This is a genomic window from Mesorhizobium sp. M0296, from assembly GCF_040321675.1.
Lineage (GTDB): Bacteria > Pseudomonadota > Alphaproteobacteria > Rhizobiales > Rhizobiaceae > Mesorhizobium.
This window is the reverse complement of record NZ_JAMYRZ010000012.1, coordinates 16,869-30,140: the sequence shown is the minus strand read 5'-3', so window position 1 is coordinate 30,140 and position 13,272 is coordinate 16,869. Positions and strand designations below refer to the sequence as shown.

At 64.5% G+C, this 13,272-nt stretch carries 11 protein-coding genes; 7 read left to right on the top strand and 4 right to left on the bottom strand.

What is annotated here, in order from left to right; genetic code table 11:
* Positions 1-23: 23 nt before the first annotated feature.
* On the bottom strand, positions 24-623 hold the full coding sequence (gene pncA, locus NKI97_RS13910) for a bifunctional nicotinamidase/pyrazinamidase (RefSeq protein WP_352449460.1): 600 nt from the start codon (positions 621-623) through the stop codon (positions 24-26).
* Positions 624-895: 272 nt separating this feature from the next.
* Between pncA and NKI97_RS13905 the strand changes: the two genes are divergently transcribed.
* Genes NKI97_RS13905 through NKI97_RS13880 form a run of 6 tightly spaced genes read left to right on the top strand, consistent with a single transcriptional unit; the run spans position 896 to position 7,957 of the window.
* On the top strand, positions 896-1,756 hold the full coding sequence (locus NKI97_RS13905) for an FAD binding domain-containing protein (protein WP_352834688.1): 861 nt from the start codon (positions 896-898) through the stop codon (positions 1,754-1,756).
* Complete coding sequence (locus NKI97_RS13900) at positions 1,756-4,509, top strand: molybdopterin-dependent oxidoreductase (RefSeq protein ID WP_352449458.1); 2,754 nt, start codon at positions 1,756-1,758, stop codon at positions 4,507-4,509. Before NKI97_RS13905 ends, NKI97_RS13900 begins: the two co-directional genes overlap by 1 nt.
* A complete protein-coding gene (locus NKI97_RS13895) occupies positions 4,506-6,050 on the top strand; it encodes a 6-hydroxynicotinate reductase (RefSeq protein ID WP_352449457.1) in 1,545 nt (514 codons plus the stop codon). Before NKI97_RS13900 ends, NKI97_RS13895 begins: the two co-directional genes overlap by 4 nt.
* Positions 6,047-6,922, top strand: coding sequence for a UPF0280 family protein (locus tag NKI97_RS13890; protein ID WP_352834685.1), 876 nt, complete (start codon positions 6,047-6,049; stop codon positions 6,920-6,922). The genes NKI97_RS13895 and NKI97_RS13890 overlap by 4 nt, the downstream gene beginning before the upstream one ends.
* Positions 6,915-7,499, top strand: coding sequence for an amino acid synthesis family protein (locus tag NKI97_RS13885; protein WP_352834682.1), 585 nt, complete (start codon positions 6,915-6,917; stop codon positions 7,497-7,499). The genes NKI97_RS13890 and NKI97_RS13885 overlap by 8 nt, the downstream gene beginning before the upstream one ends.
* Complete coding sequence (locus NKI97_RS13880; protein ID WP_352449630.1) at positions 7,496-7,957, top strand: MarR family winged helix-turn-helix transcriptional regulator; 462 nt, start codon at positions 7,496-7,498, stop codon at positions 7,955-7,957. The genes NKI97_RS13885 and NKI97_RS13880 overlap by 4 nt, the downstream gene beginning before the upstream one ends.
* Before the next feature lie 68 nt (positions 7,958-8,025).
* On the opposite strand, the gene NKI97_RS13875 is transcribed toward NKI97_RS13880, so the two are convergent.
* The 3 genes from NKI97_RS13875 to NKI97_RS13865 are packed head-to-tail and all read right to left on the bottom strand — an operon-like array spanning position 8,026 to position 11,881.
* On the bottom strand, positions 8,026-8,991 hold the full coding sequence (locus NKI97_RS13875; protein ID WP_254815861.1) for a substrate-binding domain-containing protein: 966 nt from the start codon (positions 8,989-8,991) through the stop codon (positions 8,026-8,028).
* The gene (locus tag NKI97_RS13870; RefSeq protein WP_023676963.1) at positions 8,988-10,301 is read right to left on the bottom strand and encodes an ABC transporter permease; all 1,314 of its coding nucleotides are present in this window, start codon (positions 10,299-10,301) and stop codon (positions 8,988-8,990) included. Before NKI97_RS13870 ends, NKI97_RS13875 begins: the two co-directional genes overlap by 4 nt.
* Entirely contained in the window at positions 10,298-11,881 is a 1,584-nt protein-coding gene (locus tag NKI97_RS13865) for a sugar ABC transporter ATP-binding protein (protein ID WP_352449455.1), read from the bottom strand. The genes NKI97_RS13870 and NKI97_RS13865 overlap by 4 nt, the downstream gene beginning before the upstream one ends.
* A 217-nt stretch (positions 11,882-12,098) precedes the next feature.
* Here NKI97_RS13865 and NKI97_RS13860 point away from each other — a divergent pair, with 217 nt between their 5' ends.
* A complete protein-coding gene (locus NKI97_RS13860) occupies positions 12,099-13,118 on the top strand; it encodes a LacI family DNA-binding transcriptional regulator (protein ID WP_352449454.1) in 1,020 nt (339 codons plus the stop codon).
* The last annotated feature ends 154 nt before the right edge of the window (positions 13,119-13,272 follow it).

The window sequence follows — 13,272 nt, the reverse complement described above, 5'->3', positions numbered from 1 at the left end:
TGTCAGGTTCGGCTGGATGACGTTCAAATCAGTGTCACGCCGGCATGGCGCATCCGGCCCAGCATCCTCTCCACGGAGCCGTTGAGATCGATGCCGCGGCAGGCGTCGAGCCGCACGGACGTCTCAAAACCGAGCTTGACCGCGTCGAGCGCCGAAAAGGCGACGCAGAAATCCGTCGCCAGGCCGACCAGGGTCAGCGTCTCGATGTTCCGATCCCGGAGATAGCCGGCAAGGCCGGTCGGCGTCGTCCGGTCGTTCTCGAAGAATGCGGAATAGCTGTCGATCGCAGGACGGAACCCCTTGCGGATCACCAGCTCGGCCTTGCTCCAGGCGAGGCCCGAATGGAAATCCGATCCCAGGCTGCCCTGGATGCAGTGATCCGGCCACAGCGTCTGGTGGCCATAAGGCACGTCGATCGTTTCGAACGGGTGCTTGCCGGGGTGGCTGGAGGCAAAGCTCGAATGGCCGGCAGGGTGCCAGTCCTGCGTCAGCAGGACGTGCTCGGTCCGCCGGATTAGGTCATTGACCAACGGCACGATTTCGTCGCCACCGGCCACTTCAAGGGCGCCACCCGGGCAGAAATCGTTCTGCAGGTCGATAACGACAAGCGCTTCGTCGGCCATGGAGCCTCCTTATTTTCTTGGTCTTGAGCTTAGGCTCCAATGAAAACGCGACCGGACGCAGAAACTTGACCAGATGGCCGGCTGCGTCAACCTCTCATGGCATAACAAATGCGTTCCGGGTGCACCGGTGCCAACAGCCGTGCAAACTCTGGCTTTGACAATTCCTGCCGGCTTGATATCATTTGCATACGAATGAATTTCCTGCCTTGAATGCTCGGGAAAATCTTTCGGCAGGATCCCCTCTCGGGAAGCCCATTCTGGGAAGGCAAAGCGTGATCCGTTACGCAAAACCCACCACGGTCGACGATGCCCTCGCTTTGCTGGGCGAAGGGCAATGGCGCATCCTCGCCGGCGGCACCGACTTCTATCCGGCACAGGGCAGCAAGCCTTTCCGCGACAATGTCCTCGATATCAATGGCCTGGTGGCATTGCGCGGCATTGCCGAAGCCGAAAACCATTGGCTCGTCGGCGCGCGCACCACCTGGACCGATCTCGTCCGCCATCCTCTGCCGGCGGCTTTCGACGCGCTGAAGCAGGCGGCGCGGGAAGTCGGCTCGGTGCAGATCCAGAACGTTGCCTCGATTGCCGGCAATCTCTGCAACGCCTCGCCGGCCGCCGACGGCGTGCCGGCGCTGCTGGTGCTCGATGCCGAAGTCGAACTGCGTTCCGCTGTGGCGACCCGGCATCTGCCCCTTGCAGAATTCATCCTCGGCAACCGTCGCACCGCACTGCAGCCCGGCGAAATGGTCACGGCAATCCGCATTCCCAAACCCGCGACCGCCGGCAGCTCCGCCTTCGTGAAACTCGGCGCGCGGCGTTATCTCGTCATCTCCATCGCCATGGCCGCCGCACGCCTGGCCGTCGAAGATGGTATGGTCAGGAACGCGGCCGTCGCCGTCGGTTCCTGCTCGGTTGTCGCCAGGCGCCTGGCGGGTGTCGAGGCGGCGCTGCGCGGCCGGCCCGTCGGCCAAGCGCTGGCCACTGCGATCCAATCCGCACCAATGGACGAGCTGTCGCCGATCGGCGACGTGCGCGGCAGCGCCGAATATCGGCTGGACGCTGCGCGCGAGATCGTCGCCCGCGCCGTGCTTGGTGCGATGGGCGCTGTTCCCGACGAAAGGGCGGCGGCCTGATGGGCATGGAGCGCGCCGACATAGCCTTCGAAGTCAACGGCGCCGCCGTCAGCGTTTGTGTGCCGCCGGTGCGGCGGCTGTCTGCGGTGCTGCGCGACGAGTTGCGGCTGACCGGCACCAAGATCGGCTGTGATGCCGGCGATTGCGGCGCCTGCACGGTGCTGGTCGACGGCGAGCCGGTCTGCGCCTGCCTGATTCCCGCGGCTTCCGCCTCCGGCACCGTGGTGACGACCGTCGAAGGCCTCGCCAATGGCCGGCTGTCGGGGCTGCAGGCCTCGTTTCTCAGCCATGGCGCAGCGCAATGCGGCGCCTGCACGCCCGGCCTGCTGGTCGCCGCAACGGCACTCCTGGACAGGACGCCTTGCCCGAGCGAGGCCGAAACGCAGGATGCGCTGGGCGGCGTGCTCTGCCGCTGTACCGGCTACCGCAAGATCGTCGCCGCGGTGATGGATGCTTGGCGCCACGCCGACGGCCTCGATCAGCGCATGCCATCCTCTGGCCATGCCGTCGGCTCCTCCCCGATCCGCCTCGATGGCCTTCCGAAAGTCACTGGCGGCGAAAAATTCGGCGGTGATTCATTCCCGGCCGACGCATTGTCGGTGCTGGTGGTCCGCTCGCCGCATTATCATGCCGCTTTCACTTTTGGCGATCTCGGCAGCTGGGTGAAATCCCGTTCCGGCATTGCCGGCGTCTTCACCGCCGCCGACATTCCGGGAAAGAATTGTTTCGGCGTCATCGCGCCCTTCGCCGACCAGCCGGCGCTGGCCGAAGGGGTTTCGCGCTTTCGCGGTGAGGCGGTGGCGCTGGTCGCCGGCGAACGCGAGGCTATCCTCGATCTCGACCTTGCCGATTTTCCTGTCAGTTGGACCGAGTTGCCGCATTTTCTGGAAACTGGCGAAGCGCAGGCCGGCGGTGCGCCACTGGTCCATGAAAACCGGCCCTCGAACCTGCTCACCTCCGGCTTCGTCGAGCGTGGCGACCCCGAAGCCGCGCTTGCCGGTGCGGCTTTCGTCGTTTCCGGCGCCATCGACACCTCCTATGTCGAGCATGCCTATATCGAACCGGAAGCCGGCTATGCCTTCATGGACGGCGACACGCTGGTCGTCGTCGCCTGCACGCAGGCGCCCTATATGGACCGTGACGACACGGCAAAAGTGCTCGGCCTTGCCCCGGAAAAGGTGCGCATCGTGCCGACCGCCACCGGCGGCGGCTTCGGCTCCAAGCTCGACGTCTCGCTGCAACCGCTCATCGGCCTCGTCGCCATGAAAACCGGCCGGCCGGCGGCGCTCGCCTATAGCCGCACCGAATCGATGATCTCGACCACCAAGCGCCATCCGGCTCTGATGAGAGCGAGCATCGGCGCCGATGCCGACGGCCGCATCACCGGCATGGTCTTCGCCGGCGATTTCAATACCGGCGCCTATGCCAGCTGGGGGCCGACGGTCGCCAACCGCGTGCCGGTGCACGCCTCCGGCCCTTATGCGACGCCGAACTATCGCGCCGAAGGCCGCGCCATCCACACCAACGGCCCGATTGCCGGCGCCTTTCGGGGTTTCGGCGTGCCGCAGGCGACGATCATGCAGGAGACCCTCTATGACGAGCTGGCCGACAAGCTCGGCATAGATCGGTTCGACTTTCGCCTGAAGAACTGCCTTCGGAACGGGTCCGAAACAGTTACCGGGCAGCGGCTCGAGTCGGGCGTCGGCATCGCCGACTGCCTGGAGGCCCTCCGTTCACATTGGCAGCGTGCCGTTCGCGATGCCGAAGCGTTCAACGCCCGCAGCAGCATCAAAAAACGCGGCGTCGGCATCGCTTCTTGCTGGTACGGCTGCGGCAACACCTCGCTGCCTAATCCGTCGAGCATCAAGGTCGGCATCTCGGCATCGGGCGAAGTCGTCCTGCATCAGGGTGCGGTCGATATCGGGCAAGGCTCGAACACCGTCATCGCGCAGATCTGCGCCGATGCGTTGGGTCTTCCGCTCGAAAAGCTGCGGCTGAAAGGCGCTGACACGGCGATCACCCCCGACGCCGGCAAGACCTCGGCCTCGCGCCAGACTTTCGTCACCGGCAAGGCCGCCGAAAAGGCCGGCCGCGCCTTGCGCGAGAAGATCTTGCGTTTCGCCAATGTCTCGGAAAAGGCGGCGATTGCGCTGGACGGCACAAGTCTGAGCATCAGGGAAGGCGAAGCGACCCGCCGCGTCGATCTTTCCTCGCTGAAGGCAGACCCCGAAGGCTTTGTCTTCCGCGCCGAGGAAAGCTACGACCCGCCGACGCTGCCGCTCGATGCCAAGGGCCAGGGCAAGCCTTATGCCGTCTATGGCTATGGCGCCCAGATCGCCGAACTGGAGGTCGACCTCAGGCTCGGCACCGTGAAGCTTATAAAAATCACCGCCGCTCACGATGTCGGCAAGGCCATCAACCCTTTACTGGCAGAGGGCCAGATCGAGGGTGGCATCGCCCAGGGCATCGGCATGGCGCTGATGGAGGAATTCATCCCCGGCCGCACCGAAAACCTGCACGATTATCTGATCCCGACGATCGGCGACGTGCCACCGATCGAGACCATCCTGATAGAAGTTCCGGACCCGGAAGGACCCTTCGGCGCCAAGGGTTTGGGCGAGCATGTGCTGATCCCGACGGCGCCGGCGATCCTCAACGCCATCCGCCACGCCACCGGTGTGCTGGTCACCAAAATTCCGGCGACGCCGACCCGCATCCGCGCCGCCATCCTCGACAAGGAGGCGCGCCGATGAGCGAGCTTGCCGAACGCTTCGAGACGCATGATCCCGGCGAGAAGCTGGTGGCCGAGAAGATCCGCTGCGATGCCTGTCCGGTCATGTGCTACATCGCCGATGGCCGCACCGGCGCCTGCGACCGCTACGGCAATGTTGGCGGCAGGATCGTGCGGATGGATCCACTGACCATCCTCGACCACGCGGCCGAGACCGGCGCCGCAATCGTACCCTTTGCCGAAGAAGGCGAGGCATGGGACGGCGAACTGGTCAACACCGGCCGCCGCTTCGTCACCGCCATCGGCGCCGGCACCACCTATCCCGATTACAAGCCGGCGCCCTTCATCGTCAGCCAGGAGGTCGAGGGCGTCGATCTGGTCACCGTCGTCACCGAGGGCATCTTCTCCTATTGCGGCGTCAAGGTGAAGATCGACACCGACCGTCATATCGGCCCCGAAACGGCGACGGTCCGTGCCCAAGGCGAGGCGATCGGCCATGTCACGACCGGCGAATACGGCTCGCAGATGCTGTCGCTGGGCGGCGTACATCATTTGACCGGCGGCTCGAAGGCTGAAGGGCGCGCCACCTGCGACGCCATGCTCGCCCTGTGCAACCGCAAACCGGTTGAACTCGTCATCGACGGCGGCGCCACCGTCATCGTCGAAGCCGGCAAGCCGCCGGTCATCGACGGCAAGCTCGAGCAGCGGATGCGCGTCGGCTGCGGTTCGGCTACTATAGGCATGTTCGCGACCCAATGGCGCGGCCTTGTCGACGAGGTGGTGGTGGTCGATGACCACATCACCGGCGTCGTCTCCGAGCATCAGGCCGGCAAGGTGCTTGGCTGGCAGGATACCGGCATCAAGATCATCGGCCGCCGTTCGACGCCGGGCCGTTATTTCAAGGTGTCGGAGCCCGGCCTCGGCTGGGGCGGCACCAGCATTTCCGACCCGCTGTCGATCCTTGGTGAATGGAACGCCAAAAAGGGTGCGCGCCCCGGCATGTCGCTGCTGATGGTCTCGACCACCGGTGAGCAATTCGCCTATTACGAGCTCGACGACGAACTGAAGCCGGTCCAGAAACCGTTCCCGGAGCGGCTGCGGAAGTCGGTCGAACTGATCGAGGACAATTGCGAGCCGGCGCTCTGCACCGTGCTTTTCGTCGGCGGCGCCGGCGGCTCGCTGCGCGCCGGCGTCACCGAGAACCCGGTCAATCTGACCCGCTCGGTGCAGGGCTTGACGACCTATGTGACGGTCGGCGGCGCGCCGGTCTATGTCTGGCCGGGCGGCGGCATCACGCTGATGGTCGACGTCACCCGCGTGCCGGAAGGCGCCTTCGGCTATGTGCCGACCCCGGCGCTGGTGGCGCCGATCGAGTTCACCATGCGCCACGACGATTATGTCAGGCTTGGCGGCTACGAAGGCGAAATCCGCAGCGTCGACGATATCCTGGCCAAGGGCGGCGAATATCTCAATCCGCGCCGCGGCACGGCCGCACCCCGTGACAATCCCTGGCCGCCGCTGGCGCAGTTGCGTCGCGCGGTCGCAAACGGGGCCGGGCGATGAACGGCCCGCAGGCGCATTGGCTCGAGGACGGCCGGAGGCTTCATCTCAATCATGGGCCGATCGACCTGATCGTCGAGGCATTCGGCGAGGCGAGTGAATGCAGCGCCGCATATCGCCAGGCAGTGGCGCGCTTCCAGACAATCCTGCCCGAACTGGTCGAAGAGTTGCCCGAACTGCGGCGCCCGGCCGCCTCGCGGCCACGTGCTTTCGCTGGCCCGACGGCGCGCCGCATGGAAGCGGCGGTCGTTCCGCTAGCGAAACAATTCATCACACCGATGGCGGCCGTCGCCGGCTCGGTAGCCGACGAAGTGCTTGGCGCGCTGCTTGCCGGCCGCCCGCTCGAGCGCGCCTATGTCAACAATGGCGGCGACAGCGCGATCTATCTCGGCCACGGGCAGTCGATGACGCTTGCCATTGCCGGGACAGGTCATGGGTTGGCAGATCGTCTCACGATCCGCCCCGAAGACGGGATCCGCGGTGTCGCGACAAGCGGTTGGCGCGGCCGCTCCTTTTCGCTGGGCATCGCCGACGCGGTCACGGTGCTGGCGCGAACGGGTGCTGAAGCCGATGCCGCCGCGACCTTGATCGCCAACGCCGTCGACCTGCCCGGTCATCCGGCCGTTAGGCGCGTACGGGCGCGTGATCTCGCACCTGACAGCGACCTCGGCGACCGTTTGGTGACGCAGGGCGTGGGGCTGCTTTCCGCCGCTGAAATCGCTATTGCGCTGGAAGGCGGATTTGCCGTTGCCGAGGAGTTTCGGCGGCGCGGCCTGATTGCCGCCGCGGCGCTTTTCCTCGGCGGTCAGGCGCGCATCGCAGGTCCGATGGCGCTCGCCAATAAAGTTTTAGAGAGGGAAATTGCTCATGCCTGAGTTTCCGATCCGCAAGATCGCCGTGCTGACCGAAGAGATTTTTCACGAAGGCGGGCCGGTGGCGAAGGTGCCGCGGCGCCGCGCGGCGGCCATGGCTGTGGTCAAGAACCCGTTCGCCGGCCGTTACGTCGAGGAACTGCAGAGCGCCATGGAGGATTTGAAGCCGCTCGGGCTGCTGCTCTCCGACAGGCTTATTGCCGCATTGGGCGGCGACATCAAACAGATCGACGGTTACGGCAAGGGCGCCATCGTCGGCATGGCGGGCGAGCTGGAGCATGGCGCGCTGTGGCATGTGCCGGGCGGCTATGCCATGCGCGAACGGCTCGGCGACGCCAAGGCGATCGTGCCCTCGGCGAAGAAGGTCGGCGGCTTCGGCGCGCGGCTCGATGTGCCGCTCGGCCACATCAACGCCGCCTATGTGCGCAGCCATTTCGATGCCATGGAAATCGGCATCAGCGATGGCCCCCGTCCCGACGAGATCCTGTTTTGCCTAGCCATGACCTGCGGCCCGCGCGTGCACGACCGCATGGGTGGGCTGGCGGCCAAGGACATTAAGGCATGGGATGGGCTGCGGTGAGCGCCGAGGACAATCTGCTCAAGCTGGTCGAGGCCGAGGAGCCTGACGAAAACGACTATCGCTTGCAGGAGCAGGTCGGCTTCATCCTGCGCAAGGCGCATCAGCGCCATGTCTCGATCTTCGCCGCACACATCGCCGATCTGACGCCGCCGCAATTTGCCGCTTTGGCCAAATTGCGCGACGTCGGCGAGACCTCGCAGAACCAGCTTGGCAGCCTGATCGCCATGGATGCGGCGACCGTGAAGGGCGTCATCGACCGGCTGAAAGCGCGTGGCTTTGTCGAACTTAGCAAACACGAAATCGACAAACGGCGCCTGCTGGTCAATCTGACCGCCGAGGGGCGCGACGCGATCGAGCAGCTGATTCCGCTTGCCCGTGAGATTACGCAGGAAACGCTGGCGCCGCTTTCCGCCAAGGAAGCGGCCATTTTCATGAAGCTGCTGGCCAAGCTGGCTTGAGCTGCTGCCTGCCGGCATTTGGTTGTTGTTCCTGCCGGGCGCTGAGCGCCCGGCAGGAAAGCCTCGTCTCAGAGGCCGTTGTCCTTCAGGATCTGGGCGGCATTTTCCTTGGTGATCTTCTGCGTCGGCAGGGTGATGGTCTTTTCCACCTTCTCCCCGTTCAGGAACTTGATCGCCTGCCGCAGCCCTTCGGCGCCCGGCGTCACATAAGTGAACGTCGCCGTCAGCTCGCCATTGGCGACGAGCTGCACGCCTTCATTGGGCAGGCCGTCGATGCCGATGAACTTGATGTCCTTCTCACGTCCGACGTCCTTGGCGGCAAGATAGGCGCCATAGGCCATCGGATCATTGTGGCCGTAGACGAGATCGATCTTCTCGTTGTTGCGCAGCGCCGTCGCCATGATGTTGTAGGCCTGGTCCTGCTTCCAGTCGCCCGACTGTTGGTCGAGCAGGTATTTTATGCCCGGCTCCTTGTCGGTGAATTCATGGAAACCGTCATGGCGGTCGTGTGCCGGCTGGGTGCCCATGCCGCCCCAGATCTCGACGACGTTGCCGGCGGCCTTGCCCTTGCCGCCAAGCAGCTCGACGGCATATTCACCGGCAGCCCGGCCGATCAGCTTGTTGTCGCCGCCGACGAACTGCGTGTAGTCGTTGGTTTCGACGTTGCGGTCGAGCACGAAGACTGGGATCTTGGCATCGATCGCCTGCTGCACGACACCGGTCAGGCCGGCGGATTCTTTCGGTGATACCAAGAGCGCATCGACCTCCTGACGGATAAGGTTTTCGACATCGGCGACCTGCTTCTCGGTCTTGTCCTCGCCGTCGGTGATGATCAGCTCGACTTCCGGATGCTTGGCCGCTTCGGCCAGGATGTCCTTGTTGAACTGGGCGCGCCAGGGTTCGATGGTCGTCACCTGCGAGAAGCCGATCTTCCACTTCTTGTCCTGCGCATGGGCGCCGCCGGCAAGCATGGCGGTCGTGGTCAGGAGTGCCGCTGTCAGCCCGGCGAGCTTCAACAATTCACGTCGTTTCATTTCTTGTTTCCTCCAATATTCAGAGACGCGGTCTCTTGCGACGGCCGCTTTGCCGCGGCCGTTTCCTTGTGCGCTTGCCCACCGGGCAGTCGCAGATAGAAAAGAAGATCACCGGCACTGCGCTCCTGTACGAGCACGGTACCGATGATGATCATCCCCTTCAGCACCAGCTGAAGATTCGAATTGATGTTGTGCAGCTGCAGGATGTTGGAGAGCAGCCCGAAGATCAGCACGCCGCAGAACGTCCCGGTGAGGCTGCCGCGTCCGCCCATCAGGCTGGTGCCGCCGATGACCACGGCGGCAATCGCGTCGAGCTCCAGCCCGGCGCCGGCGTCCGGCTTGCCTTGCCGGTACTGCGCGACATAGAGCACCGCCGCGATGCCGGCCAGCAGCCCTGACACGGCATAGGTGGCGATCTTCACGCGGCCTGCGGCGATGCCCGACAGCCGTGCCGCCTCCTCATTGCCGCCGATCGCATAGACATAGCGGCCGAACGGGGTGAAGCGCAGCACGGCGCCGTAGATCAGGATGGCGCCGAGGAAGAACAGGCCCGGCATCGGGATCACGCCGAATACCAGCGAGCGCAGCATTTCGAAATCGGCGGTGGCATTCGAGCCGGTGTAGACCGGCAGCACCGCATTGTTCTGGCCGGCCGTCAGCCGGGCGATGCCGAGCGCAGTGACCATCATCGCCAGCGTCACGATGAAGGGCTGCAGCCGCCCGGCGACGATGATGAAGCCGTTGAGCGCGCCGAACAGCAGGCCGACGCAAGGCGCCACCAGCAGCACGCCGAGCACGCCGAATTTTGAGCCCACCTGCGGCAGCAGGAACCACAGCACCAGACTGCACAGGATCACCCCGACAATGCCGGGTGTCACCAGCCCGCGAACGCTGTCCAACCTGATGTCGTGCGTGGCCTGCGCGCCGGCGCGGGATTTTTCGATGTTCAGCAGGATGAAACGAGTGACGAGGATGCCGAGGCAAAGGGCTGCCAGGGCAACTGTCGGCACCCCCAGCACCACCGCCGGCGTCACGCCGGGGACCGTCAGCAGCATGGCACAGACGACCGTGCAGATAGCCATCAGCGACCCGACGGAAAGGTCGATACCGCCGGTGATGATCACCGCAGTCATGCCAGTGGCAATCAGCCCGGTGGTCGACACCTGGCGCAGCACATCGAGCAGGTTGCCGTAGGACAGGAAGATGTTGTTGCCCTTGGAGCTGATCGGCGAGCCGAGCACGCCGATCAGGAAGATGGCGATCAGGCCCCAATAGAGCTTCGTCCGGGACAGGATATGCAAAATGCTCATGCGGCAGGCCTCGTCATCGTCCGTCGCGGCGCCGCAAGCCGCATGATGGCCTCCTCGCTGGCTTGCGCGCGGGACAGGATTCCCGTCTGGCGGCCGTCGGCCATGACCAGGATACGGTCGGAAAGATGCAGCAGCTCCGGCAATTCCGAGCTGATGACGGCGATCGCCAGCCCGTCTCGCGCCAGCTTGAAGATGAGATCGTAAATTTCCCGCTTGGCACCGACATCGATGCCGCGTGTCGGCTCGTCGAGCAGCAGCACCCGCGGCCTCGTCGCCAGCCATTTGCCGATGACGACCTTCTGCTGGTTGCCGCCGGACAGCGTGCCGGCCGGCTGCTCGACGGTCTCGCAGCGAATGCCGAGCGCCTTGACGGCGTCCCGTGCCAGCCCTTGCTCACCGGCCAGCGAGCGCACGCCGAACCGCGCCAGCGCGCCGACCAGCGGCAGCGCGACATTGTCGGTGATCGAGGCCTCGAGATGCAGGCCTTGCGTCTTGCGGTCTTCCGTGACCAGAGCGATGCCGAGCCGGCGCGCATCGCGCGGCGAACGGATTTCTACTGCCTCGCCATCGAGCCTGATCTCACCGCCGGCGCGTCCGCCGCTGGACCCGAAGATGGTTTCCAGGATTTCGGTACGGCCCGAGCCCAGCAGCCCGCCGATACCGAGGATTTCTCCTGCGGCAAGATCGAAGCTGACGCCGTCGAGCACGGTGCGCCAACCATGGCGATTGGGCTTCGACAGCGACAGCTCGCTTACGGACAGGACGGTGTTGCCACCGGGGATGCGGTGCTCCTGGGAGGAAGCAAGCAGGTTTCGCCCGACCATCGCCGAAATTATGGCGTCTTCGTCGAGCTTGTCCATCACCCGCGTCAGGACGTGGCGTCCATCGCGAAACACGGTGACGCGGCTGGCCAGATGCATGACCTCGTCGATGCGGTGCGAAATGTAGACGATCGCCACGCCGCTGTCGGCGAGCTGGCGGATGATGCGGAACAGCCGCTGGCATTCGGCTGGCGAAAGGGCGGAGGTCGGCTCGTCCATGATCAGGATGCGTGCCGACATCGACAGCGCCTTGGCGATCTCGACCAGTTGCTGTTCGCCGACGCGCAAGGCACCGACGCGTGCATCCGGGTCGAGCTCGATGCCGAGCCTTTCCAAGAGCGTTCCGGCGGCGCGGCTGCTCGTCTTGCGGTCGACGATCAGTCCGGCGATCAGCTTCTCGCGGCCGAGAAAAATGTTGTCGGCGACGCTGAGTTCGGGGACGAGGTTCAGCTCCTGGTGGATGATGGCGATGCCGGCGCGCTCGGCCTCGCGGACGCCGGTAAAGCGCACCGGGTGGCCATCGATACTGACCGTTCCGTTATAATCCGTGTAGACGCCGGACAGGATCTTCATCAGCGTCGACTTGCCGGCGCCGTTCTCGCCCATCAGCGCATGGACTTCGCCGCGCCGCAGCTCGAAGCCGACATCGACGAGTGCCGCGATACCGCCGAAGGATTTGGAGATGTGCTCGGCCCTCAGCACGATAGCCGAGCCGTCCGCCGTAGCGCCTTCCGCAGGGATGGAATTGCCGTGCTGCATGACAAGGACGGCCTCCCTCCGTCGTCACCTAACGCCTCAAACGCTAATCTAAACGTTTCGATCATGTCAAGCCAATATCTGGAGCGTAAGATTGTTCCATTTCAATTCTTGCGCAAAATCATAAGATTCCGTACGTATTGCTGCCGCGGAGTGGTGAAACGTTTCGAAAATGACAGCGTCAGGACGAAAAAAGCAGCGCAAATCCACTGCACCGACCATGCTTCATGTGGCCGAGGCGGCGCGTGTTTCCGTGGCCACCGTATCGGCGCTGATCAACGGCACCGCGACCGTCAGCCCCGAGCTCAGCCAGCGCATCGAACAGGCGATCCGCGACATCGGCTACAAGCGCAACGCCATTGCCCGCAGCCTGAAGATGGGCACCACACGCACCATCGGTCTTACCGTCCCCCATATCACCAATCCGTTCTTTACCGACGTGGTTTCGGTCATCCAGCAGGCTTTCGACAGGGCCGGCTACGCCGTCATGCTGTGCTGCACCGACGAGCACCTGAACACGCAGGACGACCAGATCAGGCTGCTGCTCGACCGCATGGTCGACGGACTGATCGTCGCGCGTGTCGGTGACGGCGCGATCCTCAAACGGATTGTCGACGACGCCAATGTGCCCGTCGTGCTGCTCGACCGTGTTTGCCAGGGTGTCGACACCGATGCCGTCGTTCTCGACAATCAGCGCGCGGTGTTCGACGCCATCACTTACCTGATCGATCTCGGCCATCGGCGCATCGGCTACATCTCCGGCTCGTTCGATATCTCGCCGATGCATGACCGCATGGCGGGATACCGCGAGGCCCTCCAGGCCGCCGGCCTGCCGGCCGAGGCCGAACTCGTCCGCTTCGGCAACTTCCATGAAGTAGACGGCTACAACGCCACCATGCAGCTGCTTTCGCTGCACGACCGGCCGAGCGCCATCTTTTCGGCCAACAACCCGATGGTGATCGGCACCATGAAGGCCATTCGCGATATCGGCCTGTCATGTCCGGAGGATATTTCGGTCGCCTGCTTCGACGACTTTCCGTGGTCGGATGTGTTCCGGCCGCAATTGACCACGGTCGCACAGCCGGTGCAGGCGATTGGCGAACAGGCGGCCAATCTGCTGCTCGACCGGCTCGCCGGAAACAGGGATGCGCCGCCGCGCAAGCTGACGCTCAAGGGACGCTTGATGATCCGCAATTCATGCCGTCCGCTAGGTGCGACTGCGCAGAGTGTCAGCGCGTAGCGCTTGGGCTCTGTTCAGAAACTTTGCAATGCCGGACGGACAGCGCTCCCTCTGTCCTGCCGACCCCGGGCCTTCGCAGCCACTACGGGCGTTCGTCTTTCGAAAACCGAGCAATTGAAGGACGCGGCGCCGATCGAGCCAAGTGGCCAACAAT

Excerpts from the sequence above, each read along its gene's own strand:
- pncA (WP_352449460.1), bottom strand. The coding sequence starts at position 623 with ATGGCCGACGAAGCGCTTGTCGTTATCGACCTGCAGAACGATTTCTGC.
- NKI97_RS13900 (WP_352449458.1), top strand. The coding sequence starts at position 1,756 with ATGGGCATGGAGCGCGCCGACATAGCCTTCGAAGTCAACGGCGCCGCC.
- NKI97_RS13895 (WP_352449457.1), top strand. The coding sequence starts at position 4,506 with ATGAGCGAGCTTGCCGAACGCTTCGAGACGCATGATCCCGGCGAGAAG.
- NKI97_RS13890 (WP_352834685.1), top strand. The coding sequence starts at position 6,047 with ATGAACGGCCCGCAGGCGCATTGGCTCGAGGACGGCCGGAGGCTTCAT.
- NKI97_RS13885 (WP_352834682.1), top strand. The coding sequence starts at position 6,915 with ATGCCTGAGTTTCCGATCCGCAAGATCGCCGTGCTGACCGAAGAGATT.
- NKI97_RS13875 (WP_254815861.1), bottom strand. The coding sequence starts at position 8,991 with ATGAAACGACGTGAATTGTTGAAGCTCGCCGGGCTGACAGCGGCACTC.
- NKI97_RS13870 (WP_023676963.1), bottom strand. The coding sequence starts at position 10,301 with ATGAGCATTTTGCATATCCTGTCCCGGACGAAGCTCTATTGGGGCCTG.
- NKI97_RS13865 (WP_352449455.1), bottom strand. The coding sequence starts at position 11,881 with ATGCAGCACGGCAATTCCATCCCTGCGGAAGGCGCTACGGCGGACGGC.
- NKI97_RS13860 (WP_352449454.1), top strand. The coding sequence starts at position 12,099 with ATGCTTCATGTGGCCGAGGCGGCGCGTGTTTCCGTGGCCACCGTATCG.